Annotated in this window: 24 protein-coding genes; 13 read left to right on the top strand and 11 right to left on the bottom strand. The window is 61.1% G+C overall.

Annotated features, from left to right (window positions below; translation table 11 throughout):
- Positions 1 to 376: 376 nt before the first annotated feature.
- The 5 genes from E1K68_RS05975 to E1K68_RS05955 form a co-directional block, all read right to left on the bottom strand.
- Positions 377 to 1318, bottom strand: a complete 942-nt coding sequence (locus E1K68_RS05975; RefSeq protein WP_034135868.1) for a glutathione S-transferase family protein — start codon at positions 1316 to 1318, stop codon at positions 377 to 379.
- Positions 1319 to 1393: 75 nt separating this feature from the next.
- On the bottom strand, positions 1394 to 1666 hold the full coding sequence (locus E1K68_RS05970; protein WP_003188786.1) for a GIY-YIG nuclease family protein: 273 nt from the start codon (positions 1664 to 1666) through the stop codon (positions 1394 to 1396).
- 37 nt (positions 1667 to 1703) lie between these two features.
- A complete protein-coding gene (locus tag E1K68_RS05965; protein WP_034135869.1) occupies positions 1704 to 2174 on the bottom strand; it encodes a nuclear transport factor 2 family protein in 471 nt (156 codons plus the stop codon).
- A 90-nt stretch (positions 2175 to 2264) separates the two neighbouring features.
- Positions 2265 to 2900: a response regulator transcription factor gene (locus tag E1K68_RS05960; protein ID WP_034135870.1), complete on the bottom strand. Its 636-nt coding sequence runs from the start codon at positions 2898 to 2900 to the stop codon at positions 2265 to 2267.
- Positions 2901 to 3098: 198 nt separating this feature from the next.
- Positions 3099 to 3917 carry a response regulator gene (locus E1K68_RS05955; RefSeq protein WP_192002472.1) on the bottom strand — a complete coding sequence of 273 codons (819 nt, stop codon included), beginning with the start codon at positions 3915 to 3917 and terminating at the stop codon, positions 3099 to 3101.
- Positions 3918 to 4301: 384 nt separating this feature from the next.
- On the opposite strand from E1K68_RS05955, the gene E1K68_RS05950 reads away from it, so the two are divergent.
- From E1K68_RS05950 to E1K68_RS05910, 9 genes are all read left to right on the top strand, one after another.
- Positions 4302 to 4925, top strand: coding sequence for a DUF1120 domain-containing protein (locus E1K68_RS05950; RefSeq protein ID WP_003188778.1), 624 nt, complete (start codon positions 4302 to 4304; stop codon positions 4923 to 4925).
- A 15-nt stretch (positions 4926 to 4940) separates the two neighbouring features.
- Positions 4941 to 5570 carry a DUF1120 domain-containing protein gene (locus tag E1K68_RS05945; protein WP_057710975.1) on the top strand — a complete coding sequence of 210 codons (630 nt, stop codon included), beginning with the start codon at positions 4941 to 4943 and terminating at the stop codon, positions 5568 to 5570.
- Between the two features lie 27 nt (positions 5571 to 5597).
- Positions 5598 to 6218 carry a DUF1120 domain-containing protein gene (locus E1K68_RS05940; protein ID WP_034135874.1) on the top strand — a complete coding sequence of 207 codons (621 nt, stop codon included), beginning with the start codon at positions 5598 to 5600 and terminating at the stop codon, positions 6216 to 6218.
- 11 nt (positions 6219 to 6229) lie between these two features.
- Entirely contained in the window at positions 6230 to 6850 is a 621-nt protein-coding gene (locus E1K68_RS05935) for a DUF1120 domain-containing protein (RefSeq protein ID WP_034135875.1), read from the top strand.
- 3 nt (positions 6851 to 6853) lie between these two features.
- On the top strand, positions 6854 to 7537 hold the full coding sequence (locus E1K68_RS05930) for a DUF1120 domain-containing protein (protein WP_057710974.1): 684 nt from the start codon (positions 6854 to 6856) through the stop codon (positions 7535 to 7537).
- A gap of 32 nt (positions 7538 to 7569) precedes the next feature.
- Positions 7570 to 8274, top strand: coding sequence for a fimbria/pilus chaperone family protein (locus tag E1K68_RS05925; RefSeq protein ID WP_003188770.1), 705 nt, complete (start codon positions 7570 to 7572; stop codon positions 8272 to 8274).
- A gap of 119 nt (positions 8275 to 8393) precedes the next feature.
- Positions 8394 to 10829, top strand: a complete 2436-nt coding sequence (locus E1K68_RS05920) for a fimbria/pilus outer membrane usher protein (RefSeq protein WP_194251640.1) — start codon at positions 8394 to 8396, stop codon at positions 10827 to 10829.
- Between the two features lie 11 nt (positions 10830 to 10840).
- On the top strand, positions 10841 to 11980 hold the full coding sequence (locus E1K68_RS05915; protein ID WP_003188768.1) for a DUF1120 domain-containing protein: 1140 nt from the start codon (positions 10841 to 10843) through the stop codon (positions 11978 to 11980).
- A gap of 24 nt (positions 11981 to 12004) precedes the next feature.
- Complete coding sequence (locus E1K68_RS05910) at positions 12005 to 12649, top strand: DUF1120 domain-containing protein (RefSeq protein WP_003188767.1); 645 nt, start codon at positions 12005 to 12007, stop codon at positions 12647 to 12649.
- Here E1K68_RS05910 and E1K68_RS05905 read toward each other — a convergent pair.
- Together E1K68_RS05905 and E1K68_RS05900 are read right to left on the bottom strand one after the other, a co-directional pair.
- Entirely contained in the window at positions 12646 to 13911 is a 1266-nt protein-coding gene (locus tag E1K68_RS05905; RefSeq protein ID WP_057710972.1) for a CynX/NimT family MFS transporter, read from the bottom strand. The genes E1K68_RS05910 and E1K68_RS05905 overlap by 4 nt on opposite strands.
- Positions 13901 to 14560 carry a FadR/GntR family transcriptional regulator gene (locus E1K68_RS05900; RefSeq protein ID WP_212613868.1) on the bottom strand — a complete coding sequence of 220 codons (660 nt, stop codon included), beginning with the start codon at positions 14558 to 14560 and terminating at the stop codon, positions 13901 to 13903. Before E1K68_RS05900 ends, E1K68_RS05905 begins: the two co-directional genes overlap by 11 nt.
- A 159-nt stretch (positions 14561 to 14719) precedes the next feature.
- Here E1K68_RS05900 and E1K68_RS05895 point away from each other — a divergent pair, with 159 nt between their 5' ends.
- Both E1K68_RS05895 and E1K68_RS05890 read left to right on the top strand, forming a co-directional pair.
- Positions 14720 to 15031 (top strand): type II toxin-antitoxin system MqsR family toxin, encoded by a 312-nt coding sequence (locus E1K68_RS05895; RefSeq protein ID WP_003188762.1) that lies wholly within the window; start codon positions 14720 to 14722, stop codon positions 15029 to 15031.
- On the top strand, positions 15028 to 15516 hold the full coding sequence (locus E1K68_RS05890) for a type II toxin-antitoxin system MqsA family antitoxin (protein WP_003188761.1): 489 nt from the start codon (positions 15028 to 15030) through the stop codon (positions 15514 to 15516). The genes E1K68_RS05895 and E1K68_RS05890 overlap by 4 nt, the downstream gene beginning before the upstream one ends.
- Before the next feature lie 57 nt (positions 15517 to 15573).
- Here E1K68_RS05890 and E1K68_RS05885 read toward each other — a convergent pair whose 3' ends face one another.
- From E1K68_RS05885 to E1K68_RS05870, 4 genes are all read right to left on the bottom strand, one after another.
- Entirely contained in the window at positions 15574 to 16338 is a 765-nt protein-coding gene (locus E1K68_RS05885) for an amino acid ABC transporter ATP-binding protein (RefSeq protein WP_003188759.1), read from the bottom strand.
- A gap of 10 nt (positions 16339 to 16348) precedes the next feature.
- A complete protein-coding gene (locus E1K68_RS05880) occupies positions 16349 to 17446 on the bottom strand; it encodes an amino acid ABC transporter permease (RefSeq protein ID WP_094774937.1) in 1098 nt (365 codons plus the stop codon).
- A 10-nt stretch (positions 17447 to 17456) separates the two neighbouring features.
- A complete protein-coding gene (locus tag E1K68_RS05875; RefSeq protein WP_003188757.1) occupies positions 17457 to 18638 on the bottom strand; it encodes an amino acid ABC transporter permease in 1182 nt (393 codons plus the stop codon).
- Positions 18639 to 18710: 72 nt separating this feature from the next.
- Complete coding sequence (locus E1K68_RS05870) at positions 18711 to 19742, bottom strand: amino acid ABC transporter substrate-binding protein (RefSeq protein ID WP_003188756.1); 1032 nt, start codon at positions 19740 to 19742, stop codon at positions 18711 to 18713.
- Between the two features lie 346 nt (positions 19743 to 20088).
- On the opposite strand from E1K68_RS05870, the gene E1K68_RS05865 reads away from it, so the two are divergent.
- Both E1K68_RS05865 and rhlB read left to right on the top strand, forming a co-directional pair.
- Positions 20089 to 20745: a dienelactone hydrolase family protein gene (locus tag E1K68_RS05865; protein ID WP_212613867.1), complete on the top strand. Its 657-nt coding sequence runs from the start codon at positions 20089 to 20091 to the stop codon at positions 20743 to 20745.
- A gap of 95 nt (positions 20746 to 20840) precedes the next feature.
- Positions 20841 to 22307: an ATP-dependent RNA helicase RhlB gene (gene rhlB / locus E1K68_RS05860; RefSeq protein ID WP_003188753.1), complete on the top strand. Its 1467-nt coding sequence runs from the start codon at positions 20841 to 20843 to the stop codon at positions 22305 to 22307.
- Positions 22308 to 22352 lie beyond the last annotated feature (45 nt).

Genomic DNA, 22352 nt, shown 5'->3' with positions numbered 1-22352 from the left:
TGGGCTGTAGCAGCAGACGGTAACCACGATGCGAAGCGAGCCGCTCTTGATCTTGATCTGCTTTTGATCTCAAGCGCCCCGTCAAACCACGCTGGCCGGAATTCGACAGGGATTTGGGGGGTAAACCGGCAGGGATGCCGGCGGATTACGGGCACACCGAGCCTAAGCGAGGTGCCGAGTGGTGGGGCAAGAGCGTTTTGCTTACTTTTGCTTTTTTTTTCAAAAGTGAGCCGCCGTCAGGCGGAACCCCAAGTGGCCGTTACCGCAGCAATGGATATGTACACAATCCAACCGTGTTGACTGTCAGGCCGCCATCGCAGGCAAGCCAGCTCCCCCACTGGCCACGTAGTGCCTACAGGAGTGATTAGTTCACCCTTCAGGCACCTATGCCCTGGATACGAAACCCCCAGCGCGGGAAATGCACATGCACGGTACCACCGCGTTCATCCGTGCGACGCAGGATCAGCTCTTCACGCCCAGCGAACAGCAACTCGCCAGCCACCGGATCAACGCCATAGTCGATAGCCGCAATGGTCACCTCCTGACCCACCTTAAAGCCGTTCAAATCCTCGAACACCTCATCCGGCAAAGGTGCCGGTGTAGCATTGCGGGCGATATCCAAAGCCTGCTCCGCGGTCATCTGACTGGCGGTTCCATGACCAAAACCCAACACCCGTCCCAGCCAGGCCAGCACGGCCGGATAAGCATCCACCAAAGGCGCGGTGACCGGCGTGGCCTTGAGGAACCAAAGCGAGTGGGCCAAGGCAAAGTCGGCAATCGACGGCGCGCCGAACAGGAAGTCGCCGCTCTCACGCTGCAACTGTTGCTCCAACCGCGTCATGATCGCCGGCCATTGATGCTTGGCCAGCTCAGCCGGCAGCTTGCTCGCCGTGCCGCCACTGAACAGCGCAGCGCGGTCAGCGATAAAGGCCTTGATGGCCTCGGGCGGTAACTTGCCAAAGCGCACCGCCACCGATTCGGGCTGGAACACCAGGCTGACGGCATGGGCGAATACCACGCTGTCGGCCCAGGTGGCGAAGGTCTGGGTGATCATTTCCTGGCCCAGCGGAAACAGGGCCGGTGAGGACTTTTCCTGCTCCAGGCGGCGAGCGATCAGGGCGGTGTCGCAATAGATATCCGCCCCCACCTGCAGCACCGGAGTTTTGCGGTAGCCGCCGGTCAAGGCCGTCAGGTCGGGCTTGGGCATCACCGGCGAAATGTTCACCGAATGCCAGGACAGGCCTTTGAAGCCCAGTAACAGCCGCGCTTTTTCCGCAAAGGGTGAGGTCGGATAATGGTGCAGGATGAGCTCAGACATACGGGTTTCCGCTTGGCGAGTGAGCGAGCAGATTACCGCGCAAACGGTCCTGTCTGCATGATGGGAACCTATCAGTCAGAGTGATGAGCCATTTGCGGCCAGGCATTCCTTGGCGCTCTTCTTCAACTTTTTGATCAGGCGTTCCTGACGCAGCGCCTCACCCTTGTTCGCGCATTGCTCGGTGTACACCAGCGCCACTGCCGGGCTGGACAGAAAAAACCGCGCGCCCTTGCCGCTTTGGTGCGAGGCAAACCGGCGCACCGGGTCGTTGCTGATGCCGCAATACAGCGCACCATTGGCGGCGCGCACCAGGTAGACATACCAAGGCTTGGGTTCAGGCGTACTCACGGACAGGTTCGGCAAGGCAAAAGGGGCGCGCAGTTTATCAACGACTGGCCTGGAATGCCTTCAGGCCTTTGTTCGCCTGGGCGCGTACGGCGTTGCGTACCAGCGGCGTCCAGCCCAACAGCAGGCCCTTGGTGCCCAACGCCTGGCGCGACCAGCGCCACAGGTCGAAGTGATCGTGGTGCTCGCAGATCTTGCCGTCGCGCAATACAAAGCGCGCCTGGATATCGTTGACCACCGTATTGCCGGTTGCACTGAACAGGTAGGTGGCCACCCAATGCGCACTGCCGGTGCGCTCGTCGCTGTGCACCTGGTCGAAGGTCAACGAAAAATCCTTGGCACGGGTGGTGAGCATGCGCCACATGTCCCCTGCGTCACGGCCTCGCAGTTCACCAAAGGCCGGGTCGCTGAACACCACGTCATCGCTGTAGCAGGCAACCATGGCCTCGGCATCCAGGCGCTGGAAGGCGCTATAGAATTGGCTGATCAGGGCGTTATGGGCATCACTCATGGGCAGGCTCCGCGGACGTCAAAAGAGTAGACGCACGATAAGCCGGCCAAGCCGTCATGGCTACTGTCATTCGCCACGCAAATAAGCGCACTACGGCGCTATCCCAGTACTGCGGGCGTAGGCGAACAAGTCAACGTCGGTGGAAATACTCAAGCGCTGCATCGCCGTGCTTTTCTGCTTGCTGATGGTGGAGATGCTGCGGTTGACCTGGGCGGCAATCTGGCTGACGGTCATGCCGCTGGCCAGCATGCGCACCACCTCGCGTTCCTTGCCAGACAACTGCGGCTCCTGGGATTGATCGCCAGTGCCGGCTTCCACCAGTTGTACCCGCAGGCATTCACTGGCGAAGGTCTGGCCAGCACACACCGCCTTGATCGCCAGGGGCAACTCCTTGGCCGAAGCACTTTTGGCGACCACTGCCCTGGCGCCGTGGGCAAAGGCTGCGCGTAACGTGGCGACGTTGGCGAACATGGTGACCAGTATCACCGGCAACTGCGGATACTGGCGCTGCAACAGGCCCAACAAGCAGTAGCCATCGGCCTGCTGGCCGCCTGGCATGGCGAAGTCCGTGACCAGTACGTCGCACGGCGTGCGACTGAGCACGCCGAGTAACTGATCAGGACCATCGGCTTCACCGACCACTTTGCACTTGCCATTCGCCTCGATCACGACTTTCTGCCCGACCCGGACAATAGGGTGATCGTCAGCAATAATTACTCGAAGCATAGGCACCCACGAATGATGGCAACTTGAATCCGCGCAAAATACCTCTGCCTGCGATCATCAACAACTGCTAACAAAGAGGCACTTGCGGCCGAACCCAATGTTCAGTAGTGGCTGATTTTTGGACTACAACACAATAGGAAAATACCTACAGCCAAACTTAGACCAACGACCAGGTAAAACGCTCTGCAACAGCATTCTTCACAACTCAGACAGATACTCCAGATAAGCACACAGCCGTGCTTCAAACACTTCCAGTTGCGCCGTGTGCGTAGCGACACCCTCGGCCTGGACCTGCTCGATCAAGCGCACGGCACTGGTTTCCAACCCCGTGCCGCCCAGGAACACCAGGCTGCCCACCAGCCGATGCAGACGCTCGGCGGTCAATGGCGCGTTCAACGTCACACGGGCATGACGCAACACCCGCTGGTCTTCCCAGGCCTCCATCAACAGGGTTTCCAGCAACTGGTCGACGACCAGGTCGCTGCCAAACGTGGTCACAAGCGTGGCACGGGTGGGCCAGCTCGCCCCCGCCGCAGCAACGTATGGCTCGACATAACAGCCATCGCCGCCCGGCAACCAGCGCACCAGCACGGCGTGCAGTTGTTCAAGGGTCAGGGGTTTGAGCAGCCAGGCATCCATGCCGGCGTTGCGGCAACGTTGGGGGCTGTCGTTTTGCAGGTTGGCGGTCAAGGCAATGATGGGCACGCGCTTCAATCCCTGCTCACGCTCATGCTGGCGAATCGCACGAGTCATGCTGTAACCGTCCATGAAGGGCATCCGGCAATCACTGATCACCAGGTCGAAGGGCCGGTTGGTAAAGGTGTCCAATCCCATGAAGCCATCGGTGACCAGCGCGTGTCCGAGCCCCAGTTTTTGCAACAGCCAACCCAGCAACAGGCGATAGGCTGAATGATCCTCCACGACCAGAACATTCAAGTACTGCCAATGGGGCGGGGGACAAAAAGGCGGTTTGACTGTCCGGCTCGCTCCTGCGGTTGAACCTCCTGGCGAACCCATCAGTACCTCTTCGTGGTGATTAATTCGGCAGCCATCCGCGGCACTGATACAGCAATGCCAGGCACACCCTTTTGATCGTTATCGACTTTCAACCTATATCCTTTTGAATGGCTTCAAGCCGATACAACAACTACGAAAAACGCCGCGAAAATCTACCGTCCCGCACTGCGCTTACACCACAACCCGCCAATGTCGTATTAGTTGTATTTCCCCCTCGCAGCCCCCTCGCTAAATTGTGCCCACCCCAAAAGAGGGACGGATGGCCACTCCCCGGCACCGCAAAAAAACACTGAGACCGCCGCCACGCCAACCACTCGCCCACACAGGGCCGAGCGCTGACCTGTACGCGTTTCTATCTGCCAGACTGCAATGGAACAATTGGAAATGAAGAACCCTGTATCCCTGTTGAGCAGTGCCCTGCTGCTCGCCATGACATCTTCAGTGTTCGCCGCCAGCAGTGTCGACCTGAGCGTCAAAGGGTTGATCACGCCCAGCGCTTGTACACCGAGCCTGCCGGGTGACGTCGACTTCGGAAAAATCGCGGCAAAAGACCTGAATATCGACACCAGCACCCCGCTTGAGCGCAAGACCCTGCCACTGAGCGTCAACTGCGATGCGGCAACGCTGTTTGCCATCCAGCCTATCGACAATCGAGCTGGCTCTGCGATTTATGGCTACTCCTTTGGCCTGGGCATGATCAACGAAAACCAGAAGCTGGGCATGTATCAGTTGGGTTTCAGCAACCCCGTCGCCGAAACCCCCTCCACGCTGCTGGCCATGTACAACGCCGACGGCCACTGGGTAACGCTGCTGCCTGACGACGGCATCGCGCCCAACGAGTTGGTGGCACTGGGCAGTCGTGGCGATAGCGGCTGGGCGCCGCACCCGATCAAGGACGCGATCATGGACGTCACGCTCTACACAGTGATCGCCCCCGCAAAAGGGCTGACATTGACCGACGAAGTCGCGATCGATGGTTCCGCGACGTTTGAAGTCAAATACCTGTAAATGGACGCCTCTCACATGAAAACCTGCATGCCCCTGCTCAGCAGTGCCCTGCTGCTCGCCATGTCCACGTCTTTGTTCGCCGCCAGTAGCGTCGATTTGACCGTCAAGGGCCTGATTACACCCAGCGCCTGTGCCCCTGGCCTTTCCAGCGGCGGCATCATCGACCACGGCAAAGTCGCGGCCAAGGATTTGAAACAGGACAACTGGACGTTGCTCGGCAACCACACCCTGCAACTGTCGATCGTCTGCGATGCGCCAACCCTGCTGGCCCTGAAGGGCACGGACAACAAGGGCGACGCCCCCGACCCGATGAACCGCTATGGCCTGGGCCTGGTCAGCGGCAAAAAATTGGGCGGGTACACACTGGTGCTCGGCAATCCGGTGGCTGACGGCGCGGCAATCACCCTGATCGAGTCGTCCGATAACGGCCTCACCTGGCGGGAAAGCTTCCCGGGCGACGTCTGGCCCATTACCTACCACGCCTCGTTTGGCGACCGTTCCTCCGGCAGTTGGGCACCCTCCCCGGTCCAGCAGGTCACGGCAGACCTGATGGTGCAAACCCTTATCGCCCCCACAGCCGGCATGGACCTGAGCACAGAAGTTCCGATCAACGGCTCCGCCACCCTTGAAGTGAAATACCTTTAACCGCCCCTCACCCACAGGACGTGCCCCATGGTTAGCCCCCTCACTACCCTCACCGCCACACTGTTGCTGATCGGCGCCGGCCCGGTATGGGCCGCCAGTAGCCAGGACCTGACGGTCAAAGGGGTCATCACCCCCAGTGCCTGCGCCCCCGTGGTCTCCGGCGGCGGTACCGTCGACTTCGGCAAGGTGTCGGTCAGAGACCTCAACGCCGACACCTACACCGACTTGCCCAGGGAAACCATGTTGTTGAGTGTGCGTTGCGAAGGGCCAACCATTTTTACCCTGAACACCATCGACAACCGTGCGGGCACTGCCGCCAGCCACTTCAGTTGGCATGGCCTGGGCATGACACCCAACGATGAAAAAGTCGGCGACGCCGGGCTTGGCCTGTATAGCCCGGTGGCCGATGGCGTACCGGTACGCACCATCACCTCCCGGGACGGCGGCGTGACCTGGATCCCCTCGGTGATGCTCAGCCATAGCTTGTTGACGGCCGTCGCCGACGGCGACGGCCTTGCACCGATCGCGATCCAGGCATTGGACGCGGAAATCCGCCTGATCACCCACATCGCCCCCGCCAGCAACCTGACGCTGACCGACGAAGTGCCCATCGACGGCCACGCCACTGTGCAAGTCAATTACCTCTAAGGAGCCTCCCGATGAAAACCCGATTGACCACCCTGGCCGCCAGCGTGCTGCTGCTCCACTCGGCCACCACCTTCGCCGCATCCAGCGTGGACCTGACCGTCAAAGGCCTGATCGTGCCCAGCGCCTGCACACCGACCCTGTCCGGTGGTGGCGTGATCGACCATGGCAAGATCTCCGCCAAGGACCTGAACCCGGACAACCCGACAGTCATCGGCAACCACACCCTGGTCATGGCGGTCAATTGCGACGCTGCGATCCAGTTCGCCCTGCACTCGGTCGATAACCGTGCCTCCTCAGGTATCTCTTCGAGTTACGGTTTGGGCTTTATCAACGAAACCCAGAAGCTGGGCGGGTACAACCTCACGCTAGCCAATCCGCTTGCCGAAGATGGCGTGGTGGTGCAACCCATCGCATCGTCCGACCAAGGCAATACCTGGTTCAAAGAAAAGTTCTGGGATCCGGGCCTGTACATGTCGGTTGCCTCGATGGATGACGATAGCCAGCCACTGGCGGTCAAAGACCTGGTGGTCGATTTACAGGTGCAGACCTTCATTCTGGCCACCGCCGGCATGGACCTCAGCAATGAGGTGACCCTCGACGGCTCCGCCACCCTTGAAGTGAAGTACCTCTAACCCATGGCCGCTCATCCCTTGAACACCGACAGGCATGGGCGGCGTCTGGCACTGCCCGTGCTCACGGCATGGGGGCGTAGCGTTGCCATCGTGCTTGGCCTGACAGCGATGACCCAAGCCCACGGTGCGTCGGCCGTCGACCTCACGGTGACCGGCCGGGTAACCCCGGACGCCTGCCATATCGAGCTGACGAATGAAGGCACCGTCGATCACGGCAAGATTCCTTCTCACAGCCTCAATGCCGACGAGTTCACCGTACTGCCGATCCAGACGCTCGACCTGCGTGTGCAGTGCGCCAGGCCGATGCTGTTTGCGCTGGTGGGCCTCGATAATCGCGCCGACTCCTCGTCGGCCCCCGATTATTTCTACGGGCTGGGCAGGAACATCCATGTGCCCGAAGAACGCCTGGGCTCCGTGGCATTGGCCTATCGCAACGCAGTGGGCGATGCGCAGCCCCTGCAAGCATTGGCTTCCAGCGACAACGGCGAAACCTGGTCCCAGGAGCCCAATGCCTACCCCCGCACCTACATGGCCTTCGCGCCAGTCGGTGACCGACAACCGGACTTCATCGGCCAGCTGACCGTCCAGGTTCAGGTGAGCACTGCGATCAATTTTTCCCAGTACCTGACCCTGGACCAGGAAGTTCCGCTCGACGGCGCCATCGTCCTGGACCTGCGCTACCTCTGACTGCCCCCTTTTTTGGCTAATGGAAACCCGTCATGACGACGACATTCTCAAACACCGCTGTCGGCCTGATTGCCTTGCTCTTGATGCTCGGCGATCAGGTAAAAGCCGACGGTATGGTCCCGGACACCTCCGTGGTGATCGTGAACGAGGCCGAAGGCGAAGCGTCCGTGTCGGTGACCAACACCGACAGCCAGCTGGCCCTGCTGCATGTGACCTTGCAGGACATTCCGGAAGACACCGAACCGCTGTTAGTGGTGACACCGCCGCTGTCGCGGGTCGAAGCCTCCAAGTCCCAGCTGGTGCGTTTCATTCTGCAAAACCGGCAGCCGTTGCTCACCCAAAGGCTTAAACGCGCAGTGTTCGAAGGCATGCCCCAGGGACGCGCCGCCACCGCCGTCGGGCATGCCCGCGTAGGTGTGACCGTGCGCCAGAACCTGCCGGTGATCGTGCACCCCAAGGGCCTGGCCCCCAACCGCACGCCCTGGACCGACCTGACCTGGACACTGCGCGAAGGCCAGTTACAGGTGCGCAACGACACGCCGTACGTGGTGCGTCTGGCGCAGGAGCTGCAACTGCTGCCCGGTGACGGCAAGGCGTTGCTGCCTCGGACCTATGTGCTGCCCGGCGAAGCCTTGAGCGTGCCGGCCAGCAGCAGCCAGGCCAAGACGGTCAGGCTGCAGCCGGCCACGGTGTACGGGTTCGCGGTCAAGGCTTACGACGCACCAATCAGCTTCTGACGGAACACCCCAGGCGGCGTACCACCCTGCGCCGCCTGAGTAACGAAGTGACGGCTTGTTGATCGTCACCAGAACGCCCGGCCCACAAGGCCTGCGCGTTCACTATTCGAGTACCTTGCGTGAAAACAGTATTGAGTTACCGTGACGGCGAAGCCGTGCCCGATCCCTTTGCCAGCCCTGCCCTGGCGCTGGTATTGCTGCTGTGCGCGCTCATACCGGCCAAAGTGTGCGCCGAAGATTCCAGCTCGTCCGGCTTCGATGCCCAGACCTTGCAACAACGTGGTATCGACCCACAACTGGCCAGCCTGTTGCTGGCCGCACCGCGTTACGCAGCCGGGCAACACACCGTCAGCCTGCGCGTCAACGGTCAGCGCCGTGATCGGTTGACGGTGAACTTCGATCAGCAGGGCAATCTGTGCTTTGACCGCGCTTTGCTGGACGCGGCCAATCTGGTGCCGCCTGGTGAAACCGAGGGCTGCCATGATTTTCTTGCGCGGTACCCGCAAACCCTTGTGGAACCAGACCCGGCGACATTGACGGTGTCGCTGGTGGTGCCCACCGACGCCCTGCGCCCCGTACAGCAGGACATCTCCGGCTACGAAACCGGCGGGTTTGCCGGGCTGCTCAACTACGACCTCAGTGGCTTCTACAACCGCTTCGGCGATGACGCCAGCCGCTTTGGTTCGGCCAATACCGAGGTGGGGTTCAATGCCGGCGACTGGATCGTGCGCAGCCGCCAGGTGCAGACCTGGCAGGATGGCCTGTCACGCAGCACCCACCTGCAAGCCTATGCCCAACGCACCTTCGCCAGCCACCAGGCGGTGCTGCAAGCCGGGCAGATCAACCTGTACAACCCGGTGCTGTCCGGCGCGCAGATCACCGGCGTGCAGGTGCTCACCGAGCACGCCCTTCAAGAACAAGGCCAGGGCGCGCTGATCCAGGGCATCGCCAATAGCCCGGCTCAGGTGGAGGTGCGCCAGAACGGCGCGTTGATTCATTCCACCGTGGTGCCCGCCGGGCCCTTTGCCCTGACCGATGTGCGTCGCTTGAACACGCGCTCGGACGTCGAAGTCACGGTCAAGGAGAGCGTCGGCGGTGAACGGCGCTTCACCGTGCCAGCGGCCATGCTCGGGCTCGGGTTGCCAGCCCCGGGTTACTCCGTGGCAGCGGGCCGAGTGCGTAATGTGGGCGATGCCGAAGGCGAGGATCCGTGGGTAATCAGTGGCGGCTGGACCGGTGCCCTGCATCCGCAGTTGACCCTCGGCACGGGCGTGCTGGCGGCAAGTCAATACCGTTCGGTGGGCGCCAGCCTGGGCTGGTTACCGTGGCTGGACAGCCAGATCCAACTGTCCACGCAAGTGTCCAACAGCCAGGCCCGAGAGAAGGTCTCCGGTGTGCAGACTGATCTGTCCTGGTCCCAGCGCCTGGGCGAACAATGGTCGATCAGCGCCGCCAATTCCTGGCGCAGCATCGGCTACCGCGAACTCGAAGAAAGCACTTACACGCGCGACGACAGCAACCGTGATTCGCGCTACCGCGACCAGCAAAGCCTCAACCTCGGCTGGTCGCACCCCCAACTGGGTGCATTCAGTGCAGGGGTTTCACGCTCGGCCAATTTTGCCGGCGACAGCAGCAGCCGGGCGCTGGCCTCCTGGGGCACGAGCATCGGTGCGGTGTCGTTGTCGGCCAGTGCCGAGTGGCAAATGGGCGGCCGCCAGCAGCAGGACAACGCGGTGTACCTCAATATCAGCGTGCCGCTGGGCGAGAGTCGCCGGCTGCGCAGCTGGGTGCGCAACTCCGGTGGCGAGAACCGCACCGGCCTGGGCATCACCGAACAGATCGACGACCAACTCAGCTACCGCGTCAGCGCCGAGCACGACAGCAGCGACCATCAAGTGGAAACCACCCTGGGCATCTCCGCGCTGCCGCGCTACAGCCAGCTGGATGTCAGTTACAGCCGCTCCGACGCCGAGCGTTCCAGCTATCAAGGCGGTGCTCGCGGCGGTGTGGTGCTGCATGGCGACGGCGTGACCTTTTCTCCCTACCCGGTGCGCGACACCTTCGCGCTGGTGTCGGTTGGCGATATGAGCGGCATCAAACTCACCACCCCCAGCGGCCCGGTGTGGACTGACTGGCAAGGCCAGGCCGTGGTGCCGCAAGTCGCCGCCTACGGGCGCAGCCCGGTGGAAGTGCAAACCCGTTCATTGCCGCGCAATGCCGATATCAACAATGGCCTGGCCATGGTTTCGGCCGGCCGTGGCGCCGTGGAGCGCGTCAAATTTGGCGTCGGCCTGACCCGCCGCCTGCTGCTCACCGTCAGCACCGACCAGGGCGCGCCGTTGCCGGCGGGTGCCTCCGTCAGCAGTGCCAATGGTGAATTCATCACCCTGGTGCAGGACGGCAGCCAGGTGTTTCTACCCAATGTGCTGGGCCAATCGACGCTGTGGATAACCACGCCCCAAGGGCGCCGTTGCCAGTTGCGTTACTCGCTGCCGGAAAAAGCCGACCCCTCGGTGTACTTCGAAACAGCCCCCGCACGCTGTCACGCACCTTGAGGATTCCCGCCATGCCCCTTGCAAGCTGTTTGCGTCAACTGTGCCTGGGGCTGTTGATCGGCGCCGCCGGCACAGCCCAGGCTTTTGAAGAATGCCAACTGAACGTCAGTGAGCCGTTGCTGGATTTCGGCCTGATGAGCCGCTTGGCGCAAAGCGACAGCGCACCGCAACGCCTGCTCGGCGAGCGTCGACTGAGTGTGACCGTCAGTTGCCCCCAGGCCGAAGACCTCAGCCTGTTCTACCGTGCGCAAGCCGCCAGCCCGCAGCGCTGGCAGTTTACCGAGCACGGCAGCTATGCCATTGAAGTCAGTAATGCCCTGCTCGACGGCCGCGCGGTCGAGTTGGGGGTGCTGCCCGCCGTGGGGCAGGCGCCCGTCGCCACTGGCAGCGTCCTGCAATGGCGACCCGACCACGGCATCGCACCGGTCGAACGGGGCACGGTGCTCACCGGTAAAACCCTGGCACTGCAAATGAGCCTGCGTGCCTGGGCCGACCCTGCCGCCACCCAGGTGCGCGATGCCACCACCTGGGAAGTCTCCGGCATGCTGTACGGCGCACACCATGGACGCTACCGGGAGCTGACACTGCGCGCGCACTTCGCGCCTATCGCCTGCCTGCCGAGCTTGTCCGACCAAGGCGTGGTGGACTACGGCACTCTGTACGCCAAAGACCTCAACGCCAGCACTGAAACACCGCTGCCCACCCGCACACTGCACCTGAGCGTGACCTGCGACGCGCCCATCCGCTTCGCCCTGCGCATGAAGGACAACCGCGACGGCTCGGCCACGGGCGGCACCGATGAAACGGCCTATGGCCTGGACCTGGATGCCAGCCGCAACAAGATCGGGCGCTTTTACCTGACCATCGACCCGGCCGAATTCAGCGCCGATGCCTTCCCCACCTTGTACCGCACCGACTCCACCAGCAATGGCGTGGCATGGAGCAGTTCCACCGCGCGGCAGATCCCCATGGCGGCCAACAGCATCATGGGCTTTACCGACAAAACCGGCGTTACCACAGGGCCAGTCGCCCTGCAAACCCTGACTGGCACGATGCGCATCAAGACTTACCTGGCGCCGATGCAAAGCCTGGACTTGCGTGACGTGGTGCACATCAACGGTTCCGGCACGCTCGAAATCGTCTACCCCTGAGCCCCCCTGTAAGGAGTCCGCCCCATGAAAACCCGCATCCTTTCCAGCCTGGTGTTACTGGCCTGCGCGCCCTCGGTGCTGGCCGCCTCGACAGTGGACCTGAGCGTCCACGGACTGATCGTCCCCGCCGCCTGCTTGCCGCAGCTTTCCAGCGGTGGCCTGATCGACTACGGCAAGATTGCCCAACAAGACCTGAACCTGGAGACCGCCACGCGCCTGCCCCTGAAGACGCTGCATATCGGCATCGCCTGCAATGGCCCCGTCCGCTACGCCCTTCGCATGCGCGACAACCGCGACGGCTCGGCCATGGTCAACAGCGAGATTTACTACGGGCTGGGGTTTGATAGCAGCGGCAACCGCCTGGGGGTTTACTCCATGACCTTCGACCCGCGGCAAACCCAGGCCAGCAACACCGCGCAGGTCTATGGCACCGAGTCCACCACCGGTGGCCTGGCGTGGCGCACCTCCAATCTCAACCCCATCGATATTGGCTCGCGAAGCTACCTGGGGTTTACCGACGTGGAGGGCAGCGTCAGCGGGCCCACGGCCATCGGTACCCTGGGGGGCAACGTCACGGTGCAGACCGTGATCAATGCCCGCCAGAATCTGGATTTGAGTGTGGAAACCCCGCTCGATGGCTCGGCCACGCTGGAAGTGGTGTATCTCTAAACCTTCTCGCTGGTGACCTGCACATAGCGCGCACGCCCGGCGCCCAGCCCGGCAATGATGGCCCCCAGGCCGATCACCGCGAAGATCCAGCCAATGGCTGCCCAGCCGCCGGTCCAGTCATGCACCAGGCCGACCGCGAACGGCCCCATCGACGCCAGGGTGTAGCCGATGCCCTGGGCCATGCTCGACAGGTTGGCCGCCACATGGGAATCGCGCGAGCGCAACACGATCAGGGTCAGCGCCAGGCTGAAGGTGCCGCCCTGCCCCAGGCCGAGCAAAATCGCCCAACCCCATAGGCCCTCCAGCGGTGCATACAGGCAACCGAACAGCCCGCCGAGGGTCAGCAGCATCACCACCACAATCGCCAGGCGCTGGTCCTTGCCGCGCGTGGCCAGCCACGGTGCGGCCAGGGAGCTGAGCAGTTGCACGATGATCGAGCCCGACAGCGCCAACCCGGCTTCGGTCGCGCTCAGGCCACGGCCGATCAGGATCGACGGCAACCAGCCGAACACGATGTAGGCCAGTGACGATTGCAGGCCCATGTACAGGGTGACCTGCCAGGCCAACGGATCACGCAATAACCCTTTCACACGATAGGCCACACGATGGGCGCCGTGCTTCTGCCCAATCTGGGGTAACCAGACCAGGGCCGCCACCAGCGCCGGCAGGATCCAGAAGCCCAGGCCGATCTTCCAGCTGTCGCCAAAGGCGTGGCTCAGCGGCACAGAGGCACCGGCCGCCATGGCGGCGCCCAAGCACAACGCCATGGTGTAGACACCGGTCATGGCACCGGCCTGCCTGGCGAAGTCGCGCTTGACGATACCCGGCAGCAACACACCGATGATGCCGATGCTGGCCCCTGCAACCAGGCTACCGAGGAACAACCCCACCTCACCCAACGAACTGCGCAGGATGATCCCGGCGGCCAGGGTCAACAGGATGCCAAGCACAACGCGCTCGGCGCCAAAACGCCGTGCCAGCATCGGCGCGGTGGGCGCGAACAGGCCCAGGCACAGCACCGGCAAGGTGGTCAGCAACCCGGCCTTGGCGGCGGACAAGCCCAAACTGCTCGAAACCTCTGCCAGTAACGGCGACAAGCTCGACAAGGCCGGGCGCAGGTTCAAGGCCACCAACACCAGGCCCAGCAACAGCAGCCATGGCCGAACCACGCTCGGCGGCGCCTGCTGCACGCTGTCGTCGTCAGCTTCGGCGTCGATCAACAGTTCTTCGAGTTCGGTCTTGCGTGGGGCTTCAGGGTTCATTGATCAACTGCCGGCAGAGGGATTTGGCGCGGTCCGGGTCTTGTTGTTCCACCGCATCGAGCAGCGCTCCATGCAGGTCGAACACCGCCTGGCGTCGCGGTGAGCGGTTCAGGGTCTGGCGCAGCTGCGCGCCGACAATGGCCGAGAAGTAGTGGTACAGCTCGCTCAAGGCCGGGTTGTGCGCCGCATCCACCACGTGCTGGTGGAACTTCAGGTCGGCGCTGATATAGGCCTCCAGGTCGCCGTGATAAAGCTCGGCGCTGAGAGCGAGCGCCTTGCGCAATGCCTCAAGGTCCGCTTCGGTACGACGCAATGCAGCCAGGCCGATGGCCTCCACTTCCAGAATCTGGCGCGTCTCCTGCGCCTGCTCCAGCGTGCAATGGGACAACGCCCGCATTGTGCCCAGTGGGTCGGTCATCGAGCGCAGGTAACTGCCATCGCCCTGGCGAATTTCGATCAAGCCCGAAAAGGCCAATACCCGCATGGCTTCACGCACGGTGTTCCGGCTGATCCCCAGCTCGGCGGACAACTCGGGCTCGGTGGGCAGGCGCTCGCCGATGGCCCATACGCCTTGGGAGATGCGCAGGCGCAGTTGCTCCAGCGCCTGGTCGACCAGGGAGCGTTTGATCAGCGGGGCGATGTCTGTCATGGGTTTAGCGCTTTCGTCCAATCATAGGATGAATTTTCCTACAGGCTATTCGGAGTTACCTACAAAGGCAACGCACTAGGGTTCTTAGGCAGGAAAAGGAGCAGTATTTTCGATTGGTAAAATTACCCTTAGAGGGTAATTATTGGACTCAGGTGTCTTATGGAAAAGTACACACCTCATTACGATTTGGCCCTGATCAAGGCGCAAGTCATCCAGCTGGGCAACGGAGCATTTACGGCAAGTGCGCGGGAGAGCGCTCGACAACTTGAATTGAGTATCGGCCAGATGCGGTTGGCGGTCTGCGCCCTTGAAAAGCGAATGTTGTACAAATCAATGACAACCTATTCAGACCATCGGGTATGGCAGGACGTCTATCTCATCAAAATGTACGGTACGGAGATTTACATCAAGGTGACTTACCGCTCAAGCGGTGGAGCTCCCGTAATCTCCTTCAAGGAGAAAACCTTATGAAAACCCAACAATGCGTGAATTGCGGAGCCCATGAGGGAATGCAGCATTTCGAAGGTCGCACCTTCACCATCAACACGCGCGGCATGATGCGCGACATTCCAAACATCGCGGGCTGGGAATGCCAGGTCTGTAAGGAAATCGAATTCGATCATGACGATGACAGCGCAGAGCGTTATTCCGACGCCAGTGACCAATTATTGATTGATGGCAGAAAAATCATCGCTGCCGAAATGAAGCGAATCCGTCGCAAACTGCATCTCACTCAGAAGGACGCAGTGAAGCTTTTGACTGTGCGTGGGCAAAATTCATTTTCTCGCTACGAAAGGGCTGAGGTTTTCCCTCCTGAACCATTGTTTACACTCATGCGCCTACTGGATAAGCATCCGCATCTACTAGCCGAGATCGAGGCGCTCAATGTCGGCGATGACCTCAATCGCCTGCTCATAGCAAAAGATGAGCAACAACTTGCGGCCCAAGCCTCCTGAGCAGATCAACAGGCAAAAACAAACCCGGCACCAGGCCGGGGTTTTTTTAACCTTCCATCAATGCAGTATCTGGCTCAAGAACAACCGGGTCCGCTCATTCTGCGGGTTATCAAAGAAGTCATTCGGTGCCGCCTGTTCAACGATCTCACCCTTGTCCATGAAGATCACGCGGTTGGCCACGGTGCGCGCAAAGCCCATTTCGTGAGTCACGCACAACATGGTCATGCCGTCTTCGGCCAGGCCAATCATGGTGTCCAGAACCTCTTTCACCATTTCCGGGTCGAGTGCCGAGGTCGGCTCGTCGAACAGCATGATTTTCGGTTTCATGCACAAGGCACGGGCGATGGCCACACGCTGTTGCTGGCCGCCGGACAGTTGCCCCGGAAACTTGTGGGCCTGCTCCGGAATGCGCACACGCTCCAGGTAGTGCATGGCAATTTCCTCGGCCTTGCGCTTGGGCATCTTGCGCACCCACATCGGCGCCAGCGTGCAGTTTTGCAAGATGGTCAAATGCGGGAACAGGTTGAAGTGCTGGAACACCATGCCCACTTCACGGCGGATCGCTTCGATCTGCTTGAGGTCATTGGTCAGCTCCACGCCATCGACCACGATGCGGCCTTGCTGGTGCTCTTCCAGACGGTTGAGGCAGCGGATGGTGGTGGACTTGCCCGAGCCCGACGGGCCGCACAGCACGATGCGCTCGCCCTGCTTGACGTTGAGATTGATGTCTTTCAACACGTGGAACTGGCCGTACCACTTGTTGACGCCCTGCATCTGGATAATGCCTTCAGGGCTCACAGGCTGTTTGATTGCTTCGCTCATCAAAAAACTCCTAACGCTTGTGGCCAGTGTCGAGCTTGCGTTCCAGGTGCATGGAATAGCGCGACATACCAAAACAGAAAATCCAGAACACCAAAGCGGCGAACACGTAGCCTTCAGTGGCCATGCCCAACCATTTGGGGTCGGCGGCGGCTTGCTTGACGCTGTTGAGCAGGTCGAACAGGCCGATGATGATCACAAGGCTGGTGTCCTTGAACAGGGCAATGAAGGTGTTGACGATCCCAGGGATCACCAACTTCAAGGCCTGCGGCAAAATCACCAGGCCCATGCTGCGCCAGTAGCCCAGGCCCATTGCCGCAGCGGCTTCGTATTGCCCCTTGGGAATCGCCTGCAAACCACCGCGCACCACTTCGGCTACATAGGCCGACTGGAACAGGATCACACCGATCAGCGCCCGCAGCAGCTTGTCGAAGTTCATGCCCTCGGGCAGGAACAGCGGCAGCATCACCGACGACATGAACAGCACGGTGATCAACGGCACGCCGCGCCAGAACTCGATGAAGGTCACGCAGACCACCCGAATGGCCGGCATGTTCGAACGCCGCCCCAGCGCCAGCACAATGCCCAGCGGCAAGGCGCCAGCGATGCCGACAGTGGCGATCACCAGGGTCAGCATCAGGCCGCCCCATTGGCTGGTCGCCACATTGCTCAGGCCGAACACGCCGCCGTGCAGCAAGCAGTAGGCGATGATCGGGTACAACACCAGAAAGCCCAGGCCGTAGACCGCCTTGCGAGGGAAACGCGAGATGAACAACGGCGCCACGCCCACGATGGCCAGCCATACCGTCATGTCCACGCGCCAGCGCAGGTCGACGGGGTAATAGCCATACATGAACTGCCCGAAGCGCTGTTGGATAAACACCCAGCAGGCGCCCTCCTTGGTGCAGTCGGCGCGGGTGGTGCCCACCCAGTTGGCATCGAGGATGGCCCAGTGCAGGATCGGCGGCACCACCAGGTACACCAGGTAGATCGCCAGCAAGGTCAGCAGTGTATTGAGCCAGCTCGAGAACAAGTTGGCGCGCATCCAGGCCACCGGCCCGAAGACTTTGCTCGGCGGTGGCATGTCAGGTTTGAACGTATGCGTAGTCATGGGTGTGTCCTCACCGCTCGATCAGCGCAATGCGCTTGTTGTACCAGTTCATCAGCAAAGAAATGCTGATGCTGATCGCCAGGTACACGCTCATGGTGATGGCAATGACTTCAATGGCCTGGCCGGTCTGGTTGAGCACCGTGCCGGCAAACAGCGAAACCATTTCCGGATAACCGATACCGGCGGCCAACGACGAGTTTTTCGCCAGGTTCAGGTATTGGCTGGTCAGCGGCGGAATGATCACGCGCAACGCTTGCGGGATGATGACCTTGCGCAGCGTCGGCCCTGGGCGCAGGCCCAGTGAGCGTGCCGCTTCGGTCTGGCCATGGCTGACGGACTTGATGCCCGAGCGCACGATCTCGGCAATGAACGCCGCGGTGTACACCGTCAACGCCAAGGTCAACGCCAGCAGTTCCGGGATCAGCACCCAGCCGCCGACGAAGTTGAAGCCAGCAAGCTTGGGCATTTCCCAATGCAGCGGCGTGCCGAAGACCAACACGCACAGCGTCGGGATCACCACCAGCAGCGCCAGGCCCGCCCAGAATTTATGGAAAGGAACCCCGGTCGCTTCAAAGCGTTTGTTGGCCCAGCGGGTCATCAGCACGATGGCAACGATGGCGACCACCAGGCTGGCCACAAACGGCCAGAACCCATCGGCCGCCAGCGCTGCTGGCATGTTCAGGCCACGGCTGCTGACAAAGAAGGTGTCACCGAAGTTATGGCTGTTGCGCGGCCCTGGCATGGTCAGGAAAACCGCGAAGTACCAGAACAGGATTTGCAGCAGCGGCGGAATGTTGCGAAATACCTCCACGTACACCGTGGCCAGCTTGTTGATCATCCAGTTAGGCGACAAGCGCGCCACGCCGATGATGAAGCCGAGCAGGGTTGCCAGCACCACACCGATGACGGTCACCAGCAACGTGTTGAGCAGACCGATGACAAACACCCGGGCATAGCTGTCCGATTCGGTGTAGTCGATCAAGTGCTGCGCGATGCCGAAGCCGGCACTGCGCTCAAGAAAGTCGAAACCCGAGGTGATGCCCCGGTGTTGCAGGTTGGTCTGGGTGTTATGGAACAGGTACCAGCCCAGCGAGACCACCGCCACGATCGTGATGATCTGGAACAGCCACGCACGCACTTTGGGGTCGCTGAAGCTGAGCTTCTGCTTGGGTGCGCCGATTTGATTTTGCATGAAGTGCCCCGAAAATAATGGAACAGAACATCACCCGGCAGTTGGCCTACCGGGTGACAGAACCATCAGCGATCAGCGCACAGGGGGTGCGTATTGAATGCCGCCGTTGTTCCACAGGGCGTTCAGGCCACGGTCGATTTCCAGCGGCGTGCTCTTGCCCAGGTTGCGCTCGAACATCTCGCCGTAGTTACCCACTTGCTTGACGATCTGTACCACCCAGTCCTTCTTCACTTTCAGGTCTTTGCCGTATTCGCCGTCAGCACCGAGCAGACGCGCAACGTCCGGGTTCTTGGTGGCCTTGGCTTCAGCTTCGACGTTCTTGGAGGTCACACCGGCCTCTTCAGCGTTGAGCATGGCGTAGCCCACCCAGCGCACGATGGCCAGCCACTCGTCGTCGCCATTACGCACGACCGGGCCCAGGGGTTCCTTGGAAATGGTTTCCGGCAGCACCACGTAGTCTTTCGGCGAAGCCAGCTTGCTGCGCTGGGCGAACAGCTGGGATTTGTCGGACGTCAGTACGTCGCAACGCCCGGATTCCAGCGACTTGGCGCTTTCATCGGAAGTGTCGAAGGTGATCGGGGTGTATTTGAGGTTGTTGGCGCGGAAGTAGTCGGAAACGTTCAGCTCGGTGGTGGTACCGGCCTGGATGCAGATGGTTGCACCGTCCAGTTCCTTCGCGCTCTTGACGCCCAGCTTGTTGTTCACCAGAAAGCCGATGCCGTCATAGTAGGTAATGAAGCCCGGGAATTTCAGGCCCATGCCCGCGTCGCGGGAGCTGGTCATGGTGGTGTTGCGCGACAGGATGTCGACTTCGCCTGACTGAAGCGCGGTGAAACGCTCCTTGGCGTTCAACTGGCTGAACTTGACCTTGGTGGCATCGCCAAACACGGCAGCCGCCACAGCGCGGCAATAGTCAGCGTCGATCCCGAGGATCTTGCCGCTGGCATCCGGCACCGAGAAACCCGGCAGGCCGTCACTCACACCGCACTGCACAAAGCCTTTTTTCTGCACGGCGTCCAGGGTGGCACCCGCCTGGGCAAAACCACTGACACCCAGTACAGCCGCCGCAGTGAAGATGGCCAGGGTGGATTTCAATACCTTCATTACAAACCTCCAATTGCTCTTGTTGTGTCGGAGCTCCAACCTCAGCGCACCCTTATGAGGCGATATCGACCCGTGTTGGTTTTTTTTGGGGCCAAGCAGCATGAGGTTTTTGCGGTAATTGCAGTTGCTTTCCCACGAGCGGCACTCACTGATAGTGTTACCGTCCTAGGAGAGTTCTGACATCGAGATACACATAGCAAGGCGCGTACCAGAGTCTTGGCCGAGTGGCTGCAACTGCGCTTCAATGGCAAAAGATTCAGCCTTGCGACATTCTCTTAACAGATCAACCTGTCGCGCACCGTTCCGACGCACCTAATCGGAGCGCCCGCACATCTATGGAGCAGACATGACCGAACCCTTGATTCTTCAGCCCGCCAAGCCAGCAGACGCCTGCGTTATCTGGCTGCATGGCCTGGGCGCCGATCGCTACGACTTCCTGCCGGTGGCCGAAGCGCTGCAGGAAACCTTGCTGAGCACCCGCTTTGTTTTGCCCCAGTCCCCCACGCGCCCGGTGACGATTAATGGCGGCTACGAGATGCCGAGCTGGTACGACATCAAGGCCATGAGCCCGGCCCGTTCGATCAGCCTGGAAGAACTGGAAACGTCGGCAAAAATGGTTACGGACCTGATCGAGACACAACAGAGAACCGGAATAGACACTTCGCGAATTTTCCTCGCTGGTTTTTCTCAAGGCGGCGCCGTGGTTTTTCACACCGCGTTCAAGAAATGGGAGGGGCCCTTGGGCGGTGTGATCGCCCTCTCCACCTATGCGCCCACCTTCGATAATGACCTGCAATTATCCGCCAGCCAGCAACGCATCCCTACGCTCTGCCTGCACGGCCAGTACGACGAAGTGGTTCAGAACGCCATGGGCCGCAGCGCCTACGAGCATTTGAAAGGCCGTGGTGTCACCGTGACATGGCAGGAATACCCAATGGGCCACGAAGTGTTACCCCAAGAGATACACGATATCGGCGCCTGGCTGGCTGAACGGCTGCGCTGAACCCCGTGTTTATGTAGCCGTATGACAGACGCACTACGCCGCGCCCGATTCTTGCATTACACTGGCCGGCGTACATTCCTTAATCAATTAATGAGATGACCGTGCTCAAAGCACTCAAGAAGATGTTCGGCAAAAGCGAGGCTGAGCCGCTCGCGCCTGTTCCCAGTGCACCTGCCCCCAAGCCCGGCAACCGCAATGACGGTCAACAGCCCGGCCGGAACGCGCCCGCCGCCTCACCGAACAAAACCACGGTGACGCCGCCTGAACAGGTAAAGCCTGCCGAGCCCGCCCCGACGCCTGTGGCCAAGCCCCGTCGCGAACGTGCGCCCAAGCCGCCCGTGACCCCCTGGAAACTCGAAGACTTCGTCGTCGAACCCCAGGAAGGCAAGACCCGCTTCCACGATTTCAAACTGGCCCCGGAACTGATGCACGCCATCCAGGACCTGGGTTTCCCGTACTGCACACCGATCCAGGCGCAAGTGCTGGGCTTCACCCTCGCAGGCAAAGACGCCATCGGCCGCGCACAGACCGGCACCGGCAAGACCGCCGCGTTCCTGATCTCGATCATCACCCAACTGCTGCAAACGCCGCCGCCCAAAGAACGCTACATGGGCGAACCGCGTGCGCTGATCATCGCCCCAACCCGTGAGCTGGTGGTGCAGATCGCCAAGGACGCCGCCGACCTGACCAAGTACACCGGCCTCAACGTCATGACGTTCGTGGGCGGCATGGACTTCGACAAGCAGCTCAAGCACCTTGAAGCCCGCCATTGCGACATCCTCGTCGCCACCCCGGGCCGCCTGCTCGACTTCAACCAGCGCGGCGACGTGCACCTGGACATGGTCGAAGTGATGGTGCTGGACGAAGCCGACCGCATGCTCGACATGGGCTTTATCCCACAAGTACGCCAGATCATTCGCCAGACCCCGCCGAAAACCGAGCGCCAGACCCTGCTGTTCTCCGCGACCTTCACCGAAGACGTGATGAACCTCGCCAAGCAGTGGACCACTGACCCGTCCATCGTCGAGATCGAAGCACTCAACGTTGCCAGCGAAAACGTCGAGCAGCATATCTATGCCGTCGCCGGTGCCGACAAGTACAAACTGCTCTACAACCTGGTCAACGACAACGGTTGGGAGCGCGTGATGGTGTTCGCCAACCGCAAGGACGAAGTGCGCCGCATCGAAGAACGCCTGGTGCGCGACGGCGTCAACGCCGCGCAACTGTCGGGCGATGTGCCCCAGCACAAGCGCATCAAGACCCTGGAAGGCTTCCGTGAAGGCAAGATCCGCGTGCTGGTAGCCACCGACGTGGCCGGTCGTGGTATTCACATCGACGGCATCAGCCACGTGATCAATTTCACCCTGCCGGAAGTACCGGACGATTATGTACACCGTATTGGTCGTACCGGGCGGGCGGGGGCTGCGGGTGTGTCGATCAGCTTTGCGGGCGAGGATGACTCGTACCAGTTGCCGTCCATCGAGGCGTTGTTGGGGCGCAAGATCAGTTGTGAGACGCCGCCGACGCATTTGTTGCGGGCGGTGGAGCGCAAGCGGCCGTAGCGCCCAAATGCAGTAAAACATGTGGAAGGGGCTAGGCGACTTGCC

Origin of the sequence: Pseudomonas sp. B2021 (genome assembly GCF_018135665.1) — a bacterium.
Taxonomy (GTDB): domain Bacteria; phylum Pseudomonadota; class Gammaproteobacteria; order Pseudomonadales; family Pseudomonadaceae; genus Aquipseudomonas; species Aquipseudomonas lactis.
This window is presented reverse-complemented; position numbering and strand designations above follow the sequence as displayed.